The organism is Seramator thermalis (assembly GCF_004138125.1).
Lineage (GTDB): Bacteria > Bacteroidota > Bacteroidia > Bacteroidales > Dysgonomonadaceae > Seramator > Seramator thermalis.
Window position 1 is genome coordinate 1 of the sequence record NZ_RXHS01000019.1, and the last position, 26377, is coordinate 26377.

Sequence of the window (26377 nt, forward strand, 5' to 3'; positions counted from 1 at the left end):
ACGTCACTACAGATATCCCTATATTGGTTAAGTATGCTGGTTTTGTCCATCTTTACAGTGTTTGGAATTACTATAAAGATACTGATAATCAGCTACTTAACCTTATTTTCTATGTTAAACTTTGTTACATAAAACATTGAATATTAATTAGTTAATTGAATATTTACCGAACTATTGAATAATTAGAATAAATCAAAAAAAGCGGCTATCCAACGCCGCTTTTTTCGTTAAATAGACGACGACAAATTTTTTTTATTCTGAGAATTGCCTTAATTTTGCAACTTCAAACATTAAGGATGGTCCGGTAGCTCAGCTGGATAGAGCAACAGCCTTCTAAGCTGTGGGTCTTGGGTTCGAATCCCAACCGGATCACATTTATTTTAAGGCAGTTATCAATATATTTTTGATAGGTGCTTTTTTATTTTCTCACACAATTATCACACAATGTTTTTTTAAATTATTTCAATAGCAAAAAATGTTCCCCACATTTGCAGAAAAAAATTTACCCGATACACGTGAGATCAATCTAAGTAATTCATCCATAAAAAATAGGATTCATTTAATAGCAATAACTTTGTCGCTCATAGCTACTTTTTTATTGAACTTGCCATCTATATATGCCCAGCAAGACACCTGGAGGGAGAAATTGGCTCAGCTTGCGGAAGATGAAGAGTTGGACGAATCAGCTATAGACAATATGTATGAGGAGCTTTCAACTCTCGAGAACAATCCGATTAACCTGAATACAGTATCGCGAGAGCAACTCGAACGATTTCCGCTTTTATCATTCGAACAGGCAACTTCATTGGCCGATTTCCTTGAAAAGAATCGCCCATTATATTCTGTTTACGAATTGCGAAATGTTCCTCGTCTCGATTACAACACCATTCAACTTATATTGCCGTTTTTCTATGTAGGCGAAACTTTGGCACAAAAGTCGCCGTCGATAGACAAAATGATAAAAAACGGTAAAACCGAAGTTCAGTTTCGGTTCGATAAAACGCTCGAAGAACGAGCCGGTTACGGAGATTTCTCGGATAGTATTCTCGCCAGGTATCCAAACCGAAAGTATCTGGGCGAGGATTTCTACACTTCGCTCAAATATTCGTTTTCCTATCGCGATAAGATTCAAACCGGCCTTGTTGCCGAAAAAGATGCCGGCGAACCATTTTTCAAAGCCGATAACAGAAAAGGATACGATCACTATGGATTTCACTTTGTGTTGCGAGATATGGTTATTGTTAAAACACTCGCTCTCGGCGACTATCGGATGAGTTTCGGACAAGGGCTTATTTTGAACAACAATTTTTCTACACCCAAATCGTGGACGTCGGGCAACCTTATCGCACGAACGATGGAACCAAAGCGGCATTTTTCGACTGCCGAAAGCGGATATTTTCGCGGAGCAGCTACAGCCGTCGAAATCCGAAACACGACGATTACCACTTTCTATTCAAATCAATATATCGAAGCCAACATCTCTTCTGATGGAGAGATAACTTCGCCGAAAACCGACGGATATCATCGCGTTCCGTTGGATACCGCCAAGCGCAACAATACACACGAAGAGGTGATGGGAGCCAACGTGAATTATCGGACAGAGCATTTTCAGGTAGGAGCAAGTGGCATTTATTATCGATTCAATCGAAATTACAATCCCACACCTCGCGATTACAATCAGTATTATTTTCGTGGACGTGAAAACAGTAACTTCAGTATCGATTATTCCTACCGGTTTTCTCGATTCGTTTTTGGAGGCGAAACCGCTTTTTCGCAAAATGGCGCTGTCGCAACGCTCAATTCGTTGCAGTATCTGCCAAATTCACCCCGATTGGGAACTGTTTCGCTTTCGTATCGCAACTATTCCAAATCCTATCAGGCGCTTTACGGACAGGCATTTTCCGAAAGCAGCATTCAAAACGAACAGGGACTTTATTTGGGCGCCACGATTTATCCGATATCAAAACTAAACGTTCAAACCTACATCGATTTCATTCGTTATCCTTATCTCCGATACAATGTGGATGAACCTTCACGTGCTATCGATTTGTATGCGGATGCCGAGTATTCGTTTTCACGTAATTCGCAATTCGAGCTCCGCTATAAACTCAAACAAAACGAAAAAAATACAACCTATCCCGATGAAAATTCGACTTGGGTTTTGCCTTATGTAACCCACAAACTGAGGATGCGATATTCCCTGACACTCAACGACGGCTGGAATTTCCGAACCAATGTCGATGGTGTGATGTATCAGGTGCAATATTTCCCGCGTGAGAGAGGATGGATGATTTCTCAAAATGTCGGATATAAGAGTTCAAAGAGGTGGCAAAGCGATTTTTATGCCGGATACTTCGATACCGACAGTTACAATTCGCGCGTTTATTCCTACGAACGAAATCTGTTAAACACGTTTTACATGCCATCGTTCTATGGCAACGGAATCCGATTGGCGCTGTCGGCTAAATATCGGCTGATAGCTAATCTGACACTCGCCATCAAGGCGGGATATTCCCGATATTTCGATCGCGATGTGATTGGCTCGAGTACGGAACAAATCGACGGAAATCATCGCACCGATATTTTTACTTATCTGAAATGGCAATTTTGAAATCGAACTCTCCCTACTTTTCTTCCGATTTCCTAACTCCCAAATTGAAGACAACATCTTCAGCTTCGCAATTTTTTGTGTAATTTTGTCGAAAATAGAGATTCGTTCATGCCAACTTCCATTCTGCAAATCGACAGCCTCAGTAAAAGTTTCGGAGAAAGAGTGTTGTTTCGCGACATTACCTTCGGTATAGCCGAAGGCGACAAAATCGGCTTGATTGCTCCTAATGGTGCCGGAAAAACAACGCTCCTCAACATCATTGCGGGAAGAGAGCCTTTCGACAGCGGTAGTGTAACTTTTAAAAATGACGTCAGGGTAGCGTATCTCGAACAGTCGCCAGGCTTCGATCCTCAACTCACGGTTTTGCAAGCCTGCTTTGCAAGCGGCAACGAAACGGCTCTGATTATCGCACGCTACGAACAAATTATTGCTTCAGACAATCACGAACAGCTCGATGAGGTGCTCGCGCAAATGGATTTGTTGAAGGCCTGGGATCATGAGCAGCGAATCAAACAGGTGCTCTCGCAGTTGAAAATAACGCGTGTGGATCAAAAGGTGGGAGAATTGTCGGGAGGACAAATCAAACGGGTTGCATTGGCAAATGTGCTGATTTCGGAACCAGATCTCATCATTCTCGACGAGCCTACCAATCATCTCGACCTTGAAATGGTGGAATGGCTTGAGGATTATCTCTCACGCAGTTCACTTAGTTTGTTGATGGTTACCCACGATCGGTATTTTCTCGATCGGGTATGCTCGCAGATATTGGAAATCGATCAACAACAAATATTTTCTTACAAAGGCAATTATGCCTATTATCTGGAAAAACGCGATGAACGATTGTCAGCACAAACTGCCGAAGCAGATCGGGCCAACAATTTGATGCGTAAGGAGCTCGACTGGATCAGACGCCAGCCGCAGGCGCGCGGCACCAAAGCCAAATACCGCATCGATGCTTTCCACGAATTGGAGGAAAAGGCTCAAAATCGTCGAAAAGATGAATCTATCCGCCTTGCAACGAAAGGTTCGTATATCGGCAACAAAATTTTCGAAGCAAAACATGTTACGAAGGACTTTGGTGATGTTGCCATCACACACGATTTTAATTACATTTTTTCGCGATACGAAAAGATGGGAATCGTGGGTAACAACGGCACCGGTAAAAGTACTTTTGTGAAGATGCTTCTTGGGTTGGAAAAGCCCGATAGTGGAAGTTTCGACATCGGGGAAACTGTTAATTTCGGATACTACAGTCAGGAAGGATTACAGTTCGACGAACAGATGAAGGTGATCGATGTGGTGCAGGATATTGCCGAAGTCATCGACTTGGGTAATGGCAACCGACTGACCGCATCGCAATTTCTGCAGCATTTTCTGTTTACGCCCGACAAACAGCACAATTATGTTTATAAATTGAGTGGGGGAGAAAAACGTCGCCTTCATCTCTGCACAGTGCTGATCAAAAATCCCAATTTCCTGGTGCTGGACGAACCAACAAACGATTTGGATATTGTAACCTTAACCATTCTCGAAGATTATTTGCATTCGTTCAAGGGTTGTCTCATCGTGATTTCGCACGATCGTTATTTCATGGACAAAGTGGTAGATCATTTGCTCATTTTTCACGGCAATGCCGAGATTCAGGATTTCCCTGGAAATTATTCCCAATATCGCACATGGAAGAGCCTTCAGTCTAAATCTGAATTGGAGGCCAAAACGTCCGAAAATTCTGAAAAACAAAGCGAAAACAGAAAAGCACCGGTCATCAAAACCAAACTTACTTTCAAGGAAAAACGCGAATTTGAGCAGCTCGAACAAGAAATTGAGTCGCTCGAACTCGAAAAAGCTCAACTCACCTCGGATTTATCTTCAGGCCAACTTTCGTCGGATCTGTTGATTCAGGCTTCTAACCGCATCTCGGAACTTATTCGTTTGATAGACGAAAAAACTACCCGTTGGTTGGAATTGAGCGAGTTTGAGTAATTCAGTTTATTTAGAAAACATATAAATAACCGGTTTATTGTTTCTCTCTGCGTCAAACTTCACTTCTTTTCGTTATTTTTGTCAATCACAGTATCTAATCAACTCTTTAAATAATCAAAAGACATGAATAGTATTAAAGGAACACAAACAGAAAAGAATCTCTTGAAATCGTTTGCAGGAGAATCTCAGGCCCGTATGCGCTACACATTTTTCGCAAAACAGGCTCAAAAAGACGGATACGAACAAATTGCAGCAATTTTTCTCGAAACAGCCGATCAGGAAATGACGCACGCAAAAAGAATGTTTCGTTATCTGGAGGGAGGAATGGTTGAAATCACGGCATCCTATCCTGCCGGCGTTATTGGCTCAACGCTCGAAAACTTGGCGGAAGCCGCTGCCGGCGAAAAAGAAGAATGGACGGAACTTTATCCTCACTTTGCAGATGTAGCCGAACAGGAAGGATTCAAAGAAATTGCGACAATGTATCGTATGATTGCCAAAGCCGAAAGCACGCACGAAGAGCGGTATCTTAAATTGCTCGATCGCGTGAAAAACGGAACCGTTTTCACACGCGACACCGAAATCGAGTGGCAATGCCGTCATTGCGGATATATTTATGTGGGCAAAACCGCTCCGAAAACTTGCCCGACATGTTTGCATCCGCAAGCCTATTTCCAACCAAAAAACGACACTTATTTTTAACCGGTGAAGACAAATTGTCCAAAAACGCATCTCTCAACAGGAGGTGCGTTTTTAGTTCCCTAAAATTCATATCTTTAGCTTTTTAAATTTACGGCGAATGACTACAGAAGATATTTTTGCACGCGTTGAGTTGCTGGTGGGTGAAGAATGCTTTCGCGCATTGCAATCGAAAAAGGTAATTCTTTTTGGTGTAGGCGGTGTCGGAAGTTGGTGCGCCGAAGGATTGATCAGAAGTGGATTTTCGCATCTTACCCTTGTCGATTCCGACCGTGTTGCACCGGCAAATATCAATCGACAATTGCCGGCAACTACCCGGACCATCGGACAACTGAAAGTGGACGTGCTGAAGGAACGTTTTCTCGAAATCAATCCCGAAGCCGAAATCATTACTATTCCTCAAATTTATAGCAGCGAAACGTCTTCGTCCTTTCATCTCGGCGAATACGATTATATCGTCGATGCCATCGATTCGCTTCAACATAAGGCGCATCTTTTGACCAAAGCTTCCAAGACTGAGGCAACGGTTTTTTCGTCGATGGGTGCTGCATTGAAAACCGATCCACAACGCATTCGAGTTGCCGAGTTTTGGAAAGTGAAAGGATGTCCGTTGGCGGCAGCTTTAAGACAAAAAATACGAAAAGGCGAAGAAATGCTTCACAAAAAAATCCTTTGCGTGTATAGTGACGAGATTGCCGAAAATCGTGGGGGAAACAGTGTCAAAGAAAATGCTGGAGAAGGTGGCAGTTTCTACAAACCTACTGTCAACGGTACATTGGTTCATATTACCGCCATTTTCGGCTTCACCCTTTCGGGATTGGTGGTGCAGGATGTAATGGCGAGGAATGGTTAAAATACATCCTCCTGAGGGAAGAAGTCAGACCTTAATAATTATTATGCTGGGCTACTAATCGTTCACGGAATCACCTACAATTTTACCGATTGTTCCGATACATTCCAGCCTTCGACTGCCAATTTACAATTCTTCGATTTCGACTTGTCCACATCCAATTCAATCATTCTTTTTTCACCGGGAAGAAGAGTGAAATAATTTTCGGAAAAATAAGCCGGAAGAAACAACTCGTTATTTTCGTCCAACACTTTCAGACGAATAAAGAAAGCCGTTTCTCTGCCGGGATTTGAAACAATGATATGTCGAGTCTCATTGGCCTTTCGATCGATTTTGAGGGACAGGTGCGTATTTTTCAGCTCATTCAGTTTTTCGTATGAACGAGGAGTATTAGTCAACCAGTAGAAATTTTCATCGATAGGTGAGCCGTCTTTCTCCAATCGCAATCGGAGGAAATAGATATTTTTCGAAATGGGAAGTTTCAGCTGATCGATGTTGTCAACTTTTCCGGAAGTAATGTTCACGGTGTGTTTATCTCGAGAAAGCAATCGTCCGTGCAGGTCGAATAATTCCACGGTTGCCTTTGCTCTGAACACATCCATTGCCGTTTGATTGAGCACGCATATCGACGAATCGTTCAGATTCAATTGAATATGTATCGGTGCAGCAGCATGTTTGTAACCGAAGTAACCGCCATTGCAATCGAGATAATAATCGTAAAACGAACCACGCAAGGCTGTCCATGGGTTTTGATTTTTCCAAACAAGCATCCCCGAATACCAATTCCACATTTTGTAATTAAAGGCTTCCTGCAAGGCCCTATACTGTTCATATTGAACTATCTGCGTTTTGAAACAAAAATCCCGAATGTTTTTTACTTTACCGTATCTGTCGGGAAAATTGCGTAAAGGCAGATATTTATGATAATCCCAAGTGGCTGTGAGAGCCGAATCGATAGGTGGAATCATCTCGTTTGCGGGGATAATCTTTTTTAAACCTTCATAATTTGGAATCCCGATTGATCCTGTCTCGGGATTGAAAGGAAACGAACGGGTTTTGAAAATTTCTTCGGGTTCACGAATTCCGTAAGGACCATCGCCAACTCCGCCGATCGAGTTTGTGGAAAGATGAGGCGAAGTAGATTTATCGAGAAAAAATCTTTTTGGGTCGTATTTGGGTAAGATGTCGTTTTGCAAGGCTTCGAGAATATCTTTTGGAGGATAGGTTTCGTTGCCGCCACACCAGAGATAGAGGCTGGGGTGGTTTCGCAACATTTTCACCTGATCCGATACCGATTCGAGAAATAGGGAATGATTGTCCGGATAAGCTTTTCGACGTGCCTGTGAATCACGTTTGGTAGGATCTTTCCATTCGCCGTTACAATCGCCCGTTATCCAAAGGTCTTGCCAAACCAAAATTCCGTATTTGTCGCAGGCTTCGTAGAATTCCGGACGTTCGGTCAGTCCACCTCCCCACACGCGAATCATATTCATGTTCATTCCGGCATGAAGACGGATCTCGGCTTCATATCGTTCTTTCGACAATCGGAGCAAAGCATCTGAAGCAATCCAGTTTCCACCTTTAATAAATACTTTCTGACCGTTGACCGTGAAAACCTGTGCCTTAATATTCGTATCAAAATAATTGCCGGTCTCACGAATGCCGATTTTGGCGTTTTCCGAATCACTCGTTCTACCGTTTGTTACGAAAGAAAAAGAAATAGGATAGAGGGGTTGTTTGCCCATTCCGTTCGGCCACCAGAGTTGAGGATTGTTCACCGTTATTTCGGGTATAGCTATCAATCGCATTTCCAACGGATTGATTGTTACGTCGCTGTCGTAAGTTTTTCCGTCGAATTCGACAACTAATTTTCCCCGAACGATTTCTTTCGATGTGTTTTTCACTTCGATAGAAGCTTTCACAAAAGCAGGCGACTGTTGTCCGCCCGGAACTCTTATGCCCGGGACAGAGGTTTCGATATACGGATTTTGAAGATCCACCGGTCCGGTAATTTCCACAGAAGCCTGATCCCAAATTCCCGTATTCCGATCGGGTATTGGGCAAATCCAATCCCAACCTGCAGTAAACTGCATGGTAACGTTTCGGGCAATTGTACCATCTCCACCTTGTCCGCGTGTGGCGTCACCCACCGGATCAGGTGGCGCAACCCATATGGCAAGCTTGTTAAGGTGTCCTTTTTTTATAAAAGGTGTGATATTGTATTTTTCACGCAAATACATGCCTTCGTGCGTTTGGGTGTTGACGCGATGGCCGTTCAAAAAGATTTCGGCGAAATAATTGAGCCCCCTGAATTTGAGCCACACTTGCGAGTCGTTTTGCATTTCGGGCAATTCGAGTTCCTTGAAAAACCAGTAGGTATATTCGTCGCGTCCTACATCATGTACATCCGGGATTTGCTTGTTGTTCAGTCCGAAAAATGGATCGGGTATCAATTTGTTGTGAAGCAACGTCGTGAGAATCGTCCCGGGCACTATGGCTTCGAGCCATCCTTCGGGAGTGAAGGCGGAATCGGTAAGGATTGCTCCGTCAGGTTGGACTTTGGAGGCCATTTGGGCTTTCCAACCCGAGTTGAGCATTATTTCGGTTTGTTGTCCGCGAATTGAATACGAAAGGAACAGAAATAAAACGAAAAGAATAGCATATTTTTTCATCGGTACTGTTTTATGAGATTCTGTAAATAGATACATCGAAATATTTGTATGTAACAAGCGATAATTATTATTTTATCTGGTCAAATCCTTTGCCATAAACGCCGACTACATTGCTTTGCGAGATGAAAGCATTTTCGTCGATGCGCTTCACCAGCCGGAAAATTGAATTAGCTTCTGTTTTGCGGGCAAGCACGATAAGTACCTTTTGCGGTTGTTTCGAATACCATCCCATCCCGTCGAGCACGGTACAGCCTCGATGAAGCTCTGTATTGATGTGCGAAGCGATTTCGTCGAATTTCTGTGAGAAAATGATAAATTGAACCGATTGTCTCGCCCCGTTTATCACCATATCGGCGGTATAGTACATGACGGAAATGACTACAAGTCCGTAAATGATTTTTTCGATGCTGTGAAACAACAGAAATGAGCTGCAAACGATAAAAAAATCGATATACAGCAGTCCGCGTCCCATGCTGATATATTTATATTTGGTTATGATGGCCCCAATGATATCGGTTCCGCCGGTACTTGCATTCATCGAGTATACGAGGCCAAGGCCGATGCCACAACAAAAAGCTCCAACAATGCTTGCCATTAGCGGATCGGCATGAATAATAGGCCCTGTTATCAGTTGTTCGGCTACTCCCATCAAAACGGTGATCCCTGCCACACCGTAAAGCGATTTAACTACATAGTTTTTGCCCAAGATGAACCATGCAAGAATCATTAAAATAGTGTTCACTACCAGATAGGTAATGGATACCGGTATCCCGAAAGCGGCTTTCAGCAATACGCTCACGCCTCCCAGTCCACCGGCAACAATCTGATTGGGAATGATAAACCCGTTGAATCCTACGGCGAAAATAGTCAATCCGACGGTAATCGTAACGTAATCTTTCCAATAGAAGGATTTAAGGTAATTCGTTTCTTTGGCCATTATTGCAAAATGTTGTAAATTATTCTTATATCACCACATTTACAATTTTTTTGGGAACAATAATAATTTTCTTGGGCGATTTTCCTTCGAGCCATTTCTGTGAATTGGGATGAGCAAGAACAGCCGCTTCGATTTGCTCTCGTGTGGCGTCAGCCTGAAAATCGAGGGTGAATCGTGATTTCCCATTGAACGAAATCGAATAAGTGAATACGTCCTCCTTCAGATACGATTCGTCAAACGAAGGCCAAACAGCATCGCACACCGAGGTTTCGTTGCCCATTAAATGCCACAATTCCTCCGAAATGTGGGGAGCGAAAGGTGAGAGGCAAATCACAAAATCGGTTAGTACGGAACGGTTTCGACATTTGAGCGACGAAAGTTCGTTGGCGCAAATCATGAAGGCTGAAACAGCCGTATTGAATGAAAATGTTTCGATGTCCGATGTAACCTTTTTGATGAGTTTATGGATCGATTTTAATTCGTCGCGTGTCGGTTCTGAATCCTGCAGAGCGAGTTTGTTTCCTTCAAAAAAGAGATTCCAGAACCGGCGAAGGAATCGGTAAACGCCGTCGATGCCGTTCGTATCCCACGGCTTGGATTGCTCCAATGGCCCGAGAAACATTTCGTATAATCGTAAGGTGTCGGCTCCGTAACTTTCGACAATATCGTCGGGATTGACCACATTGAACATCGACTTCGACATTTTTTCTACCGCCCATCCGCAAATATATTTGCCGTCTTCGAGAATAAATTCGGCCGTTTTATATTCGGGATTCCAATTGCGAAAAGCTTCAATGTCAAGTACATCGTTATGTACTATGTTCACATCTACGTGAATGGGAGTAACATCGTATTTATCTTTCAGGTTGAACGAAACAAATGTATTGGTTCCCTTGACGCGATAGACGAAATTGCTTCGTCCCTGAATCATTCCCTGATTGACGAGTTTTTTGAATGGTTCTTCCTCGCAGGAAACGCCCAAATCGAAAAGGAATTTGTCCCAAAAGCGGCTGTAAATCAAATGTCCCGTAGCATGTTCGGTGCCTCCTACGTAGAGATCGACATTGCGCCAATATTCGTCGGCGTTTTTCGAAACCAGTGCTTCGTCGTTGTGCGGATCCATATAGCGGAGATAGTAGGCCGAAGATCCGGCAAATCCCGGCATCGTGTTCAATTCCAGCGGATAACCGTCTTTGGTCTTCCAATTTTTGGCACGGCCAAGGGGGGGTTCGCCCGTTTCGGTAGGCAGGAACTTGTCCACTTCAGGCAATTCGAGAGGCAGCTCACCCTCGTCGAGGGTGTAAGGCATGCCATCCTTGTAATATATCGGAAAGGGTTCGCCCCAATATCGCTGACGCGAGAAAATGGCATCGCGCAGGCGATAGTTAACTTTGCGATATCCCAACCCACGATTTTGTATTTCGTCGATCGCTCTCGGAATGGCTTCTTCCACGGTTAGTCCGTTCAAAAAGCCGGAATTTGTCATGATGCCCTCCTTGGCATCAAAACTCTCTTCCGATACGTCGCATCCTTCGATAAGGGGAACGATTGGCAAATCGAAATGTTTGGCAAAAGCGTAGTCGCGACTGTCGTGTGCCGGAACGGCCATGATGGCGCCTGTTCCATAACCGGCGAGTACGTAATCCGAAATCCAAATCGGAAGTTTTTCGCCCGTAAAGGGGTGAATGGCATAGGCACCCGAAAAAACTCCACTCACCGACTTGTCGGCAATGCGTTCGCGTTCGGTTTTCTTTTTTGTTTTCTCGATATAAGCCTGAACGGCTTCGCGATACTCATCGGTGGTAAGTTGTCCCACCAGCTCGCTTTCGGGCGCAAGCACCATGAATGTGACCCCGAAAATGGTATCGGCACGTGTCGTGAAAATATCGAAAGATGAACCGTTCGAAGTGTTAAAGCGGATGATGGCACCCTCGCTTCTGCCGATCCAATTGCGTTGAGTATCTTTCAGCGAATCGGTCCATTCGATCGTTTCAAGTCCGTCGAGCAGGCGTTGTGCATAAGCCGAAACGCGTAAGCACCACTGACGCATTTTCTTTTGTTCCACCGGATAGCCGCCACGTATCGAAACTCCTTCGCTCACTTCGTCGTTGGCAAGCACCGTTCCCAACTGAGGACACCAGTTTACCATCGTGTCGCCGAGATAAGCTATTCGGTAATTCATTAGAATTTGCTGTTGTTCTTTTTCCGATTTCGAATTCCATTCTTCGGCCGTAAACTCCAGCGGCTCGGTGCAAGCTACGTTCAATCCGGATGTTCCCTGTCGCGAAAACTGTTCCACCAATTCGCTTATCGGGCGGGCTTTTTTAAGTTGATTATCATAATACGAATGAAACATTCGGATGAATGCCCACTGTGTCCATTTGTAGTATTTGGGATCGCAGGTTTGTATCTCGCGACTCCAATCGAAAGAAAATCCGATTTTGTCCAACTGTTCGCGATAGCGGGCAATATTTTTTTGTGTAGTAATGGCCGGATGTTGGCCGGTCTGGATGGCATACTGTTCGGCAGGAAGTCCAAAGGCATCGTATCCCATGGGATGAAGCACGTTGAATCCCTGTAAGCGTTTGTAGCGTGAAAAAATATCCGAGGCTATATATCCGAGTGGATGTCCCACATGCAAACCCGCTCCGGAAGGGTAGGGAAACATGTCGAGCACATAATATTTTGGTTTTGAAGGGTCTTCCGTTACTTTATAGGTCTGATGTTCGATCCAATATTGTTGCCATCGTTTTTCTATTTCTCCGAAATTGTATTCCATTGCTATACAGTTTTTTTTTAAACAGCTGCAAAGGTAGTAAAACTTCTTAAGTTCGAGAAGTAAAAATCAGGCTTTTACGAGGGATGAAAATTCAGTTTGAAAGTATGTTGCAAATCTCAGTTTTGATACATTTTTTCGATAATATCGGCTCGGTTTTCGAGGATGACTTTTCGTCGCAGTTTGAGGGTATTGGTCAATTCGCCTGATTCTATCGTGAAAGGTTGTGCTAAAAGTGTAAAGCGTTTTATTTTTTCATACGACGTAAAGTCGGCTTGTTTCATTTCCACCCGTTCATAGATAAACGATTCGATGTCGGGATTGGCAACCAGATCTTCGTCGGAAGTATAAGGAATGCCCTGTTTGTCGGCATATTCGCGAAGCGCTTCAAAGTTGGGAACGATGAGAGCGCTCACAAACTTCCGCTCATTGCCGATGACGGCTATCTGATCGATATATTTGTCCTCGCCTATCCGTGTTTCGATCATTTGCGGAGCAATGTATTTACCATTGGATGTTTTGTACAAATCCTTGATTCGATCGGTAAGGACAATCTCATTGTTCTCGGTCAGATAACCGGCATCGCCTGTTTTGAAATAACCGTCGTCGGTGAAAACGGCCTTGGTTTCATCCGGTTTGTTGTAATAACCTTTCATCACGGTTTTGCCTTTTACCAGGATTTCGTTGTTTTCCCCTATTTTCACGTCCACTTCCGGCATTACTTTCCCGACGGTACCGATCGTGAACCCTATATGCGGGAAGCAACTCACTGTCGCCGTAGTTTCCGATAGCCCGTATCCATAAATCAAATGTACATCGATGGATTGCATAAATTCGTTGATCATATCGGACAAAGGAGCTCCGGCAACGGGAAAAAAATTCCCGCGATCGATTCCAACAATTCGTTTGATAATGAAGAAAACAGTATTTTTATACAGGAAAAATTTCAGCGAATTTCCTATCGGAGCTTTTTTCCCTTTGTTCCGATATTCGAGGTTATGCTTTCGTCCGGTTTTTACGGCATCCTTGAGCAACCATTTCATAATTCCCGGATAAGATTCAATCTGATCTTGCACGCCTTCGTACACTTTTTCCCAAAAGCGAGGGACGCTGCACATCAGTGTAGGACGAACCTGACAAAGATTTTCCTGAATCTTTGAAGGATCTTTGTTGATTGCGATTGCAATTCCCTTTTCTATGCACAGATACGTCCATGCTTTTTCGAAAATATGGGTGAGGGGCAAAAAACACATCGAAACATCCCTGTCGGAATATTCCGTGAGTCGCATTTCGTGAATGTTGAAAGCTTGTAAGTAATTTTCGTGTGTCAGCATTACACCTTTAGGTTCACCGGTAGTGCCTGATGTGTAAATGATAGTGGCCAAATCGGCGTTTTTTAGCTGCTTGAGGCGAACATTCACCATTGCTTCAGATTCCGAAGTTTCGCCTGCCGCCACGAAAACGTCGAAATAAACAGACGTTTTATCTTCCGGATGCAAAACCACCTCGCGATCGAAAACAATAAGACGCTCTATCATCCCGGCGTCGCGTTGCACTTTGTAAGCATTGTTGTATTGAAATTGTTCACCCACGAAAAGAAGTTTTATCCCGGCATCATTGGTTATATAATCCACTTGCGATGGCGAAGCAGTGGCGTAAATCGGCACCATCACGGCCCGATTGGCAAATGCGGCAAAATCGGCGATTAGATATTTTTCCATATTCTGCGAATAAATGCCGATGTTGTCGCCCGGAAGAATACCTAATTCTGCCATAGCTCGTGCAGCTTTCAAAACTTTGTCGGCAAGCTCCGACCACGACATGTTTCGCCATTTGCCTTCCTCAGACTGATATTTAATTTCGGTACGGTTTTTATATTTCGATGCTTGTTTGAAGACGATTTCTCCCAAATGATGAATTTCCATTGCAATAACTGTTTACGAATTCAAAGATAGAATTAATCTTGAACTTTTAGCTATGATCAGGATGGAAAAGCGAAAATATTTCGATGTAAGAATCAAAAATAAAGATTTACGTTATATAACGAGTTGCAATTACGACATGCTTTTGCAAATAATTTACTTAACAAGCTCTAAACTCGGAGTTTAATTAACTACACTTAACTTGCAACCTGTTCATCGTACGGATCTTTGACTATATCTTTGTATCGCTTATGAAAAGTAAAGGTTACATATTGATATTGCTCTTGGTGATGCTTTTGCCTCTAAAGTCGATGGCACAGTATTATTATGCATCAAATACTGAGGGGGATACAAAAACTCGCTCCAAAGTTTATCTCATGCCGAATGTCTATCCGGCCGTATTGATAGATGGAGACACAGTGGCATGTATGCAACTTTTCGATTTCATCAAATATTCGCCGGTTCGATTCCGCTCTCAGAAAGAAGTAGTTCAATACAACAAACTCATTCGCGATGTAAAAAAGACATTGCCTTATGCTAAGGAAATATCAAACATCATTATCGAAACGTACGAATACATGGAAACACTTCCCAACGACAAGGCTCGTCAAAAACATCTGGAAGCGATGGAGAAATACCTATACGATGCTTACAAACCAAAGATGAGTAAACTAACACGTTCGCAAGGGCAATTATTAATCAAATTAGTTGACCGCGAAACAAATACATCGTCATACGGCATTATCGATGCTTTCATGGGAAGTTTCAAAGCATGGTCGTATAACTTATTTGCCAATATATTCGGCAATAGTCTGAAAGCAAGATACGATCCCTTCGGAGAAGATCGACTTACGGAACGCGCATGCGTTCTGGTGGAACAGGGAGCGATTTAATCAATCGCTCTTTTTTTATAGGCCACAATTTTGACCAACCTTTTGTTATCTCTGCTTTGAATTCAAACGCTATCGGGTTCTATTCTTCCGAGATAATGGTTACCGGCATTTTCTCGTTGCTCTGCGCTGACAATCTTCGAACCTTTGCTCGAAAACTTGCAACTTTCTGCTTGAATTTTTCTCTCGTTGATTGATGAAGGCGAATTTCATCAGTCTTTGCCTCAATTGAAAATTATCATGTATTTTTGTATCCAATTTTTTTCAAAGAATATTGCCCGAATGAAATTAGATATATTGAAAGCATATCAACCTGCATTGTTTGTTGCTCTGCAGGATTACAATCGAGAAAAATTTACTGCAGATCTGCTTGCCGGCGTAATCGTCGGTATAGTGGCACTTCCTTTGGCGATAGCTTTCGGTATCGCATCGGGGGTTTCTCCCGAGAAAGGAATTTATACCGCAGTCATCGCAGGATTTATCGTATCATTCCTTGGTGGAAGCAATGTTCAGATCGGCGGGCCGACAGGCGCTTTCATCGTTATAGTTTACGGAATCGTCGAAAATTATGGAGCAGAAGGACTGGCCATCGCAACTGTTTTGGCGGGAATCATGCTTCTTTTGATGGGATTTCTCAAACTCGGATCTGTTATCCAGTACATACCTTACCCGATAGTCGTAGGTTTTACTTCGGGCATCGCTCTCACCATTTTTTCCACTCAAATCAACGACTTGTTTGGATTGGGAATAGAAAAAATTCCATCGGATTTTTTTCAAAAGTGGACTTCTTATTTTCAACATTTTAATCAAATCAACTTGTGGGCAGCCTTGATTGGTATAGTCAGCATCATTATTATACAGGGAACTACTAAAATATCGAAGAAAATTCCCGGATCGCTCGTTGCGTTGGTTGTTATGACAGTAGGAGCATTTCTGTTAAAAAAATATTTTGGAATACAAGGAATTGAAACCATTGGGGACAGATTCACTATCGATAGTCGATTGCCCGAATTTAAACCTATAGGGCTGGATTTGACGAGCGTAAGAACACTTTTTCCGTCAGCATTCACAATCGCTATGCTGGGTGCTATCGAATCTCTCCTCTCGGCTACGGTAGCTGATGGTGCCACAGGTCAAAAACATAATTCGAATATGGAATTAGTAGCCCAGGGAGCAGCCAATATTGTTACGCCTTTTTTTGGAGGAATTCCGGCCACGGGAGCCATTGCTCGAACAATGACCAACATCAACAACGGAGGAAAAACGCCCGTAGCAGGAATCATTCATGCTATTGTGCTTTTATTTGTTGTTTTGTTTTTGGGAGATCTCACAAAACATATTCCGATGGCTTGTCTTGCGGGAATCTTAGTAATAGTTTCGTACAATATGAGCGAGTGGAGAATTTTTGTTGCTCAAGCAAAACAATCAAAATCCAATCTGGCCGTACTAATCACGACTTTCACCCTTACAGTGGTTTTCGACCTGACGATCGCTATTGAGATAGGTTTATTGCTGGCGGTTTTTCTTTTTCTCAAGCGAGTTTCCGAGAGTACCCGCATTTCTGTTATTTCCGATAAGCTTGATCTTTCGAAAGAAACCGAGTCAAAAATAATTCATTCAGAAAAAGACATCCTATATCTACCTAAGAACGTGGATATATATGAAATTGAAGGCCCTTTTTTCTTTGGCGTAGCAAACCGGTTCGATGAATTGATGAGGGAACTTGGCGAAAGACCACAAATACGAATAATCAGAATGCGAAAGGTACCGTTTATCGATTCAACCGGATTGAAGAATCTTGAAGACCTTTGCAAAAATTCACGAAAAGAAAAAATTCAGGTTATTCTTTCGGGTGTAAACGATCAGGTTCGTTCAAGTCTTTACAAATCGAATATTCCATCCATTATCGGAGATGATAATATATGTTCCGATATACATCTGGCTCTCGAAAGAGCACGTTTGCTTTCTGCCCGGAAAAATAATTCACATTCAACAGAAAATTGATTTCAAATAAAACAACATATCGACTCACCGACTGGTTGCCTACGACAAAAAAAGAAATGGAACTTCGTGGGTGGGACTATCTGGACGCCATCATTTTCTCGGGCGATGCCTACATCGACCATCCTTCGTTTGGTGCGGCAGTCATCGGACGACTGCTCGAACGTGAAGGCTTGCGTGTGGCAATTGTCCCTCAACCAAATTGGCGCGACGATTTGCGGGACTTTCGCAAATTGGGCGTACCACGCTTGTTTTTCGGAGTTTCGGCCGGCGTGATGGATTCGATGATCAACCATTACACAGCCAACAAGCGATTGCGATCGAACGACGCTTACACTGCCGATGGCAAAACAGGAATGCGCCCTGACAGGGCAACCATTGTCTATTGCAATATTTTGAAAAAACTGTTTCCCGAAGTACCTATCGTTTTGGGGGGAATCGAAGGTTCACTTCGTCGCATCACCCATTACGACTATTGGGACGACAAACTGCACAAAAGTATTTTGATGGATACGGGCGCCGATATTTTGGTGTATGGCATGGGCGAGTTACCGCTCCGACAAATTGTAAGCGAGTTGAAAACCGGGAAAAAAATCGGTGAAATTACCGATATTCCCCAAACGGCGATCGCAAGGCCTAAAAATGCCATTCCACTAAACCCATTCGAGGAAGAAATACGTCTTTATTCACATGAAGAATGCTTGAAAGATAAAATCAAACAGGCAAAAAACTTTCGCATCGTCGAAGAACAATCCAACCGCATTCATGCAGCCCGCATCTTGCAGGATGTGAATGATGCAACAATTGTGGTGAATCCGCCATTCCCGCCTATGAGCGAAAAAGAGATCGACGCTTCGTTTGATTTGCCCTACACTCGCCTACCCCATCCCAAATACAAAGACAAGCACATTCCGGCCTACGAAATGATTAAATTTTCGGTAAATACGCATCGGGGATGCTTTGGTGGTTGTGCTTTTTGTACGATTTCGGCGCATCAGGGAAAATTCATCGCTTCGCGATCGAAAAAATCGATTCTCGAGGAAGTGAAAAAAATTTCTTCAATGCCCGATTTCAAAGGATACCTAAGCGATTTGGGCGGCCCGTCGGCAAATATGTATCGAATGGCAGGCAAAGACTTGTCGGTGTGCGAAAAATGTAAAAAGCCCTCGTGCATTTTTCCCCGAATCTGCCCAAACCTCAACACCGATCATTCCGATTTGCTCGATATTTACCATGCAGTGGACGAAATGCCCGAAATTAAAAAATCCTTCATCGGAAGCGGCATTCGCTATGATTTATTGCTCCATCGCGGCAAAGATGAGAAAGCAAATGCAGCCGCCGAAAAATATACAGTCGAACTCATCCGAAACCATGTTTCGGGAAGGTTGAAAGTTGCTCCGGAGCATACTTCGGACAAGACACTCAACATCATGCGTAAACCTTCGTTCGAGCAGTTTTTCCGACTGAACAAAATTTTTGACGATACCAACAAAAAATATCATCTCAACCAGCAATTAATTCCCTATTTCATCTCGTCGCATCCCGGTTGCACCGAAGAGGATATGGCCGAACTTGCCGTCATTACCAAAAATCTGAACTTCAAGCTCGAGCAAGTGCAAGATTTCACGCCCTCACCCATGACGCTGGCTACCGAAATTTACTATACCGGCGTGCATCCCTACACGCTCGAACCCATTTATACGGCCAAAACTAAAGAAGAAAAAAATGCGCAACGACAATTCTTTTTTTGGCACGATCCACAATACAAAAAAGCTATCATTCGCGAACTTAAAAAAATGAATCGATCCGATCTGATTCAAAAACTTTACCCCAAAGGATAAACAAAGATTAATCCGAAAAATAATTGTCCTTTTGATGCAACGTTTTTGGGAGTTTATCATCTTTTATTTGTATGAAATTCCAAAAAAAGGATAAGACATGAAAAGGAAATTTATTTTAGGAATGATTACATTGGCCATGTTCGTTGCAATCGGTTTGCAATCATGCGATGACAGTGATGACTATTCGCTGGGCGATTTTTGGGTAGATATAGCTACCGTTGAAACAGATAACAATTCGAGTGCTTATTGGTTTATTCTCGACGATGGGAGTACATTGTGGCCTGCTGCATCAGATATCCAATATTTACCCGAGAAAGGTCAACGCATTCTCTTAAACTATTCCATCCTTTCAGATCAAAAAGATGGATTCGATCATTATATCAGGATCAACTATATTTGGGACATTCTGACAAAAAAAACCATTGTACTTACTGCTACAAATGCCGACAGCATCGGAAATGATCCGGTGAAGATAAACGATATGTGGATCGGAAATCACTATTTGAATGTAGATTTCTCGTTTAATTACGGTGGAATTCGTCCTCATGCCATCAACCTAGTCGAAAATTCACTTATTCCTGATCCGCAGGATGGAAAAATTCATCTCGAATTTAGGCACAATGCATACGGTAGCACCAGTAACCGCCTATATGACGGACTTGTGTGTTTCGATTTGAAACCCTATCAAAACAACTCGACCGATTCAGTTACATTCGCCATCAAAGTATTGGATTGGAATACGGGCGATGACGTCACTTATGACATCGTTTACAAATACGGGGAAAACTCGACAGAAAATGCAACAAAATCAAAAAATACATTGGTTGTGTCTTCGTTCGAATTTTATTAACCGGAACAATGTTGATTAGTTCTATTTCTTATATGACTTTTTGATTTTCCAAAAAAACCGGCAAAACTCTGTGAAGAGTGCTGCCGGTTATTATTTTGTTTTTCTGACAACCCGTATGTTATTAATTTAACTTCAAAACATGTTGAAAAACATATAATTATTTTATAATTATTCGTTTCTATTTTCTATTTTTGTCAGCACAGTTCAGAACAGTAAAACATTCGATTCCATGGAATTAAATTTTAATGGCAAAAACACAAAGGTACAACAACTTTCGGATTATTTGCAAGATTCGATATCGGCCAATGAGCTAAAAGTGGGAGACGAACTTCCATCGATTAATTTCCTGAGTCAAAAATTTCATGTTTCGCGAGATACGGTTTTCAAGGCATTCAAAATTCTCAAAAAGAAAGGCCTCATCGATTCCATTCACGGCAAAAGCTATTTCGTTACAAAAAACACATCCAACATCCTGCTGCTTCTCGATGAATACACGCCTTTCAAGGAATCGCTTTATAATACCTTGATCAAGAAAATGCCTCTATCCTATAAAGTCGATTTGTGGTTTCACCAATATAATAAAACGCTGTTTAATTCCATCATAAAAGATGCTTATGGTCGATACAACAAATATTTGGTAATGAACTACGAAAACGATGTCCTTTCGCCATTACTCAAACAAATCGATCCCGACCGCCTGCTGCTGCTCGATTTCGGAAAATTCGAAAAATCGGAATATTCCTATATCTGCCAGGATTTCGACGAAGGATTTTACAACGCTTTGGCAAGTGTGAAAGACCAATTGTCAAAATATCGAAAACTGATTTTTATTCTCAATAAACAACACAAACATCCGCAAAGCAGCAAAGAATATTTTTCCCGATTCTGCTACGATTACGGATTCCTGTCGGAAATCCTGGACGAAGTACCCGAGTCTATAAGCGAAAAATGCTGTTACATTATCATCAAACAAATGGATGTAGTAGAAATTATCAAGCGCGGGAAAGAACAAAATCTTGTGATGGGAACAGATTTCGGATTGATTGCATACAACGAAAATCCTTTTTATGAAATTATCGGAGACGGCATTCCGTCATTCAGCATCGATTTCAACCTGATGGGCAGTCTGGCAGCTGATTTTGTGTTGACGGGGGAAAAAATTCAGCAATATTTGCCAACGCGGGTTTATCGACAAAATTCCATTTGAACCGATACCATCAAGATTTATTAAAACACACAAAATTAAAAAAATAACGAATCATTCATTTTACGCATCATGAAAACTTATCCAAAAATTGGCATTCGCCCGACAATCGACGGACGACAGGGCGGAGTGAGAGAAAGTCTCGAAGAAAAAACGATGAATCTGGCCGGAGCCGTGGCCAATCTCATCAACAGTAATCTGAAAAACAGCGATGGAAGCCCTGTGGAATGCGTCATTGCCGATGGCACCATCGGTCGCGTTGGCGAAAGCGCCGCTTGCGCCGAAAAATTCGAACGCGAAGGCGTGGGATCAACCATCACCGTAACTTCCTGCTGGTGTTACGGTTCGGAAACTATGGATATGAATCCACACTATCCGAAAGCCGTTTGGGGATTCAACGGCACGGAACGTCCCGGAGCGGTATATCTGGCAGCAGTGCTTGCAGCGCATGCTCAAAAAGGATTGCCTGCTTTCGGAATTTATGGAAGCGAAATTCAGGATATCGACGACAATTCAATTCCCGACGACGTTGCGGAAAAGATCCTTCGTTTTGCCCGCGCTGCACAAGCTACCGCTACCATGCGCGGAAAATCGTATCTGTCGATTGGAAGTGTGGCCATGGGTATTGCCGGATCGATTGTTAACCCCGATTTCTTTCAAAAATATCTCGGCATGCGAAACGAATCGGTGGATTCCACCGAAATCCTTCGCCGCATGAAAGAGGGCATTTACGACCCGGCCGAATTCGAAAAAGCGATGACTTGGGTCGAAAAATATTGCAAACCGAACGAAGGAACAGACTATAATCGTCCCGAAAAACAAAAAAGTCGCGAAGAAAAAGATAAAGATTGGGAATTTGTGGTGAAAATGACCATTATCGTGAAAGATTTGCTCAAAGGCAATCCAAAACTCAAAGAAATGGGATTCAAGGAAGAAGCCATCGGGCATAATGCCATTTTGGGCGGATTTCAGGGACAAAGACAGTGGACCGATTTTTTGCCGAACGGCGATTTTATGGAAACTATTCTGAACAGTTCCTTCGACTGGAACGGCATCAGAGAAGCTATTCTGTTGGCTACCGAAAACGATTCGCTGAATGGCGTTGCCATGCTTTTCAATCATCTGCTCACCAACAAAGCTCAAATCTTTTCGGATGTCAGAACTTATTGGAGCCCACAATCCGTGAAACGCGTTACCGGAAAGGAGTTGACCGGGTTGGCCGCAAACGGCATTATCCACCTCATCAACTCCGGCGCCACAACCCTTGACGGAACAGGACGTCAAAATCAGGACGGCCTACCAGCGATGAAAGAGCCGTGGAACATCATGCAGGAAGAAGTGGAGGCATGTCTGGCAGCGACTCGATGGTCTCCCGCTGATCGAGATTATTTCAGAGGAGGCGGTTTTTCCTCAACTTTTTTGTCTCGAGGCGGAATGCCCGTTACCATGTCGCGTGTAAATATCGTGGACGGACAAGGGCCGGTTTTGCAATTAGCCGAAGGCTGGACAGTGGACGTTGATCCGGAAATTTTCGAAATCATCAACAAACGTACCGACAAAACCTGGCCTACAACCTGGTTTGCACCCCGACTGACCGGCAAAGGCGCTTTCAAAGATGTATATTCTGTGATGAACAATTGGGGCGCCAATCATGGAGCTATCAGCTACGGACATATCGGACAGGATTTGATTACGCTTGCTTCGATGCTGCGCATTCCGGTTTGCATGCATAACGTCGACGAGGATAAAATTTTCCGTCCGGCTGCATGGAACGCTTTCGGTATGGAAAAAGAAGGAGCCGACTATCGCGCTTGCGCAAATTTTGGACCAATTTACAAATAGCGATAAACGAAAAAACAATTTAATCTTATGCTTAAAAATATACCCAAAATACTTTCGCCGCAGTTAGTAAAAACACTTATGGAAATGGGACATGGCGACGAAATCGTGATTGCCGACGGAAATTTTCCTTGCGAATCGATTTCAAAAAACGTGATTCGGGCCGACGGATTATCGGGTACCGAACTTTTGCAAGCCATCCTGCAACTGTTCCCGCTCGATACGTACGCAGAACATCAGATTTATTTGATGGAAGTGGTTCCGGGAGACAATTACAATCCGGAAATTTGGAAACAATACACGAAAATTCTTGAAAAATCCGGAGAAAAATTCGCTATCGGATATCTCGAACGATTTGCTTTTTATGAAAGAGCAAAAACCGCATTCGCAGTATTGGCCTCAGGCGAAGAAGCATTGTATGCAAACATTATCCTCAAAAAAGGAGTCGTTAAATAGACTAATGAGATGGAAACAAACAAACAGCCTCTTCTCAAACATAATGGGGTAAATTATATTGTGCCGTTTATTCTTATCACTTCCTGTTTCGCGCTTTGGGGATTCGCCAACGACATTACCAACCCGATGGTAAAATCCTTTTCGAAGATTTTCAGAATGAATGTGACACAAGGTGCGCTGGTACAGGTCGCTTTCTATGGAGGATATTTTGCAATGGCCTTCCCCGCTGCATTATTCATAAAAAAATTTTCTTACAAATCGGGAATTTTGATGGGTTTGACACTCTATGCAATTGGCGCATTTCTATTTTTTCCGGCAAAGATGACAGGCAGCTACTATCCATTTCTACTTGCCTATTTCATCCTCACGTGCGGATTGTCGTTTTTGGAAACCAGTGCCAATCCCTACATTCTCACGATGGGTCCGGAAGAAAATGCTACGCGCAGGCTCAATTTGGCGCAATCCTTCAACCCGGTCGGCTCACTCGTGGGAATGTTTGTGGCCATGAATTTCATTCAGGCAAGGCTCAACCCGCTGAGTACCGCGGAACGAGCCAACCTTTCGAACATCGAGTTCGAGGCAATCAAACAATCGGATTTGTCGATACTCATTGAGCCTTATCTGGTGATAGGATTAATAGTTTTGATGATGTTTCTTATCATCTTGCTCGTACGTATGCCAAAAAATGCCGATAAAGACAAAAATTTAAAATTAGGTGCAGCACTCAAACGAATTTTTTCTGTTCCAAATTATCGCGAAGGCGTCATCGCACAATTTTTTTACGTGGGAGCTCAAATTATGTGCTGGACATTTATCATCCAATATGGTACGCGTGTATTCATGACACAGGGTATGGAAGAGCAAGCCGCAGAAGTGCTGTCGCAAAAATACAATATCGCGGCAATGATCATTTTTTGCACCAGTCGTTTCATTGCTACTTATCTGATGAAATTCTTCAGCCCGGGAAAAATGATTCGTGCATTTGCCGTTGCGGCGGGAATTTTAACTCTCGGCGTCATATTTTTCCGGGACATCAAAGGGCTATATTGCCTGGTAGGAGTATCGGCCTGCATGTCGCTGATGTTCCCAACCATCTACGGAATCGCACTCAGAGGAATGGGCGAAGATGCCAAATTTGGTGCAGCAGGCCTGATCATGGCTATTTTAGGAGGTTCGGTTTTGCCACCGCTTCAAGCACGAATCATTGATATGGGAACGATCGGGACATCTTTCCCTGCTGTCAATGCCTCGTTCATACTCCCATTGATTTGCTTTGTGGTCGTGGCATGGTATGGAAATAGGGCTTTCAAAAGAAGTATCACTTTATAAATTCAACGTTCTCAAAATGAAACTCCCCGAATTCAAATTAAATTTGTTGATTCCGATTATATTTTTGTACACTTCTTGCAACTCCACTAAATCAGTCGCTCCTCCGTCGCCCGTTTTACCGGTTCCAACGGACGAACAACTGGCGTGGCACGAAATGGAGATGAACGCTTTCATCCATTTCACGACAAATACCTTTACCGACCTGGAATGGGGCTATGGCGACGAAAAAGAGAGTATTTTCAATCCCACTGACTTGAATACCGATCAATGGATTTCGACGCTCAAAAATGCAGGGATGAAAGGCGTAATACTTACCTGTAAACATCACGATGGATTTTGTCTGTGGCCTTCGGCTTACACGGAACATTCGATCAAAAACAGCCCATACAAAAACGGGAAAGGAGATATCGTGAAAGAAGTGAGCGAATCGACTAAAAAATACGGACTAAAATTTGGTGTTTACCTTTCGCCATGGGATCGCAATCACAAAGATTATGGTAAGCCCGAATATATCACTTACTACCGCAATCAGCTCAAAGAATTGTTCACCGGCTATGGTCCAATTTTCGAAATGTGGTTCGACGGTGCCAACGGAGGCGACGGTTATTATGGGGGTAAAAGAGAAGTTAGGCAGATTGATCGCAAGACTTATTACGATTGGCCTACAACACTCGAAATGGTTCGACAAATACAACCACAAGTGCTTTTTTTCAGTGATGCCGGGCCTGACATTCGATGGGTTGGCAACGAACAGGGTCTTGCGGGTGAAACCAACTGGAATACGATTACTCCCGATACACTCTACCCCGGCAAGGCCGATATTGGCAATCTCTTGAGCACCGGATCTGAAAACGGGACACGATGGATTCCTGCGGAAGTCGACGTTTCAATCCGGCCGGGATGGTTTTATCATCAAAAGGAAGATTCGTTGGTGAAATCTCCCGAACGTCTTTTCGAAATCTATCTGACCTCGGTGGGAAGAGGTTCGGTGTTGTTGCTGAATGTACCACCCGATCGACGTGGATTGATTCATGAAAATGACGTAAAATCGTTGGTCGGATTCAAACATCTTCGAGATTCGGTATTTGCCGATAACTTAGCGAAAAATGCTGCCATCGAAGCCGATAATGTTCGTGGAAAATCCAAAACTTATGCCGCCAAAAATCTTATTGACGGAGACAAAAACACCTATTGGGCAACCGACGACAACACGAAAACGGCAAGTTTCGTAATCGACTTGAAAGATCCGAAACAAGTTACATACATCGTTTTGCAGGAATATATCAAACTCGGGCAACGCGTCAAATCGTTCGCCGTGGAAGCTTGGAAAAATAATCAATGGCAACAAATCGCACAGGGAACAACCATCGGTTACAAAAAAATCTTGAAAATCGATCCGATCGAGACACAGAAAATAAAAGTAACCATTCGCGATTCGAAGGCCTGTCCGGTCTTATCAAATGTGGAAATTTTTTAACGACTGAATGATGATCTTGCTTTCCGCGAGGCAACAGCCT

At 43.1% G+C, this 26377-nt stretch carries 17 protein-coding genes and 1 tRNA gene; 14 read left to right on the forward strand and 4 right to left on the reverse strand.

Going from position 1 to position 26377, the window contains the following annotated elements; genetic code table 11:
- Positions 1–298: 298 nt before the first annotated feature.
- The 5 genes from EJN84_RS11190 (at position 299) to EJN84_RS11210 (ending at position 6146) form a co-directional block, all read left to right on the forward strand.
- Positions 299–372: transfer RNA gene (locus EJN84_RS11190), tRNA-Arg, on the forward strand.
- A gap of 103 nt (positions 373–475) precedes the next feature.
- Positions 476–2611, forward strand: coding sequence for a helix-hairpin-helix domain-containing protein (locus EJN84_RS11195; protein ID WP_129595504.1), 2136 nt, complete (start codon positions 476–478; stop codon positions 2609–2611).
- 108 nt (positions 2612–2719) lie between these two features.
- Positions 2720–4594 (forward strand): ABC-F family ATP-binding cassette domain-containing protein, encoded by a 1875-nt coding sequence (locus tag EJN84_RS11200; protein ID WP_129595505.1) that lies wholly within the window; start codon positions 2720–2722, stop codon positions 4592–4594.
- 123 nt (positions 4595–4717) lie between these two features.
- The gene (gene rbr / locus EJN84_RS11205; RefSeq protein ID WP_129595506.1) at positions 4718–5296 is read left to right on the forward strand and encodes a rubrerythrin; all 579 of its coding nucleotides are present in this window, start codon (positions 4718–4720) and stop codon (positions 5294–5296) included.
- A gap of 97 nt (positions 5297–5393) precedes the next feature.
- Entirely contained in the window at positions 5394–6146 is a 753-nt protein-coding gene (locus EJN84_RS11210; protein ID WP_129595507.1) for a tRNA threonylcarbamoyladenosine dehydratase, read from the forward strand.
- A 74-nt stretch (positions 6147–6220) separates the two neighbouring features.
- Here the strand turns inward: EJN84_RS11210 and EJN84_RS11215 are convergent, their stop codons facing one another.
- The 4 genes from EJN84_RS11215 to EJN84_RS11230 all read right to left on the reverse strand — a co-directional run bounded on the left by EJN84_RS11215 (position 6221) and on the right by EJN84_RS11230 (position 14453).
- Entirely contained in the window at positions 6221–8815 is a 2595-nt protein-coding gene (locus tag EJN84_RS11215; RefSeq protein WP_165004299.1) for a glycosyl hydrolase 2 galactose-binding domain-containing protein, read from the reverse strand.
- A 67-nt stretch (positions 8816–8882) separates the two neighbouring features.
- A complete protein-coding gene (locus EJN84_RS11220; RefSeq protein WP_129595509.1) occupies positions 8883–9752 on the reverse strand; it encodes a YitT family protein in 870 nt (289 codons plus the stop codon).
- Positions 9753–9777: 25 nt separating this feature from the next.
- A complete protein-coding gene (gene leuS, locus EJN84_RS11225; RefSeq protein ID WP_129595510.1) occupies positions 9778–12531 on the reverse strand; it encodes a leucine--tRNA ligase in 2754 nt (917 codons plus the stop codon).
- A 116-nt stretch (positions 12532–12647) separates the two neighbouring features.
- Positions 12648–14453, reverse strand: coding sequence for an AMP-dependent synthetase/ligase (locus EJN84_RS11230; RefSeq protein ID WP_129595511.1), 1806 nt, complete (start codon positions 14451–14453; stop codon positions 12648–12650).
- A gap of 248 nt (positions 14454–14701) precedes the next feature.
- Between EJN84_RS11230 and EJN84_RS11235 the strand changes: the two genes are divergently transcribed.
- The 9 genes from EJN84_RS11235 (at position 14702) to EJN84_RS11275 (ending at position 26337) form a co-directional block, all read left to right on the forward strand.
- Positions 14702–15343: a DUF4294 domain-containing protein gene (locus EJN84_RS11235; protein WP_101487926.1), complete on the forward strand. Its 642-nt coding sequence runs from the start codon at positions 14702–14704 to the stop codon at positions 15341–15343.
- A 279-nt stretch (positions 15344–15622) separates the two neighbouring features.
- A complete protein-coding gene (locus EJN84_RS11240) occupies positions 15623–17344 on the forward strand; it encodes a SulP family inorganic anion transporter (RefSeq protein ID WP_129595512.1) in 1722 nt (573 codons plus the stop codon).
- A complete protein-coding gene (locus EJN84_RS11245; protein ID WP_262707360.1) occupies positions 17341–19182 on the forward strand; it encodes a YgiQ family radical SAM protein in 1842 nt (613 codons plus the stop codon). Before EJN84_RS11240 ends, EJN84_RS11245 begins: the two co-directional genes overlap by 4 nt.
- 97 nt (positions 19183–19279) lie before the next feature.
- Entirely contained in the window at positions 19280–20032 is a 753-nt protein-coding gene (locus tag EJN84_RS11250) for a NigD1/NigD2 family lipoprotein (protein WP_129595513.1), read from the forward strand.
- A 229-nt stretch (positions 20033–20261) separates the two neighbouring features.
- Entirely contained in the window at positions 20262–21239 is a 978-nt protein-coding gene (locus EJN84_RS11255; RefSeq protein ID WP_129595514.1) for a GntR family transcriptional regulator, read from the forward strand.
- 69 nt (positions 21240–21308) lie between these two features.
- The gene (gene fucI, locus EJN84_RS11260; protein ID WP_129595515.1) at positions 21309–23078 is read left to right on the forward strand and encodes an L-fucose isomerase; all 1770 of its coding nucleotides are present in this window, start codon (positions 21309–21311) and stop codon (positions 23076–23078) included.
- Positions 23079–23105: 27 nt separating this feature from the next.
- Positions 23106–23531, forward strand: a complete 426-nt coding sequence (gene fucU, locus EJN84_RS11265) for an L-fucose mutarotase (protein WP_129595516.1) — start codon at positions 23106–23108, stop codon at positions 23529–23531.
- 9 nt (positions 23532–23540) lie between these two features.
- Complete coding sequence (gene fucP, locus EJN84_RS11270) at positions 23541–24860, forward strand: L-fucose:H+ symporter permease (RefSeq protein WP_129595517.1); 1320 nt, start codon at positions 23541–23543, stop codon at positions 24858–24860.
- A 16-nt stretch (positions 24861–24876) separates the two neighbouring features.
- A complete protein-coding gene (locus tag EJN84_RS11275) occupies positions 24877–26337 on the forward strand; it encodes an alpha-L-fucosidase (RefSeq protein WP_129595518.1) in 1461 nt (486 codons plus the stop codon).
- The last annotated feature ends 40 nt before the right edge of the window (positions 26338–26377 follow it).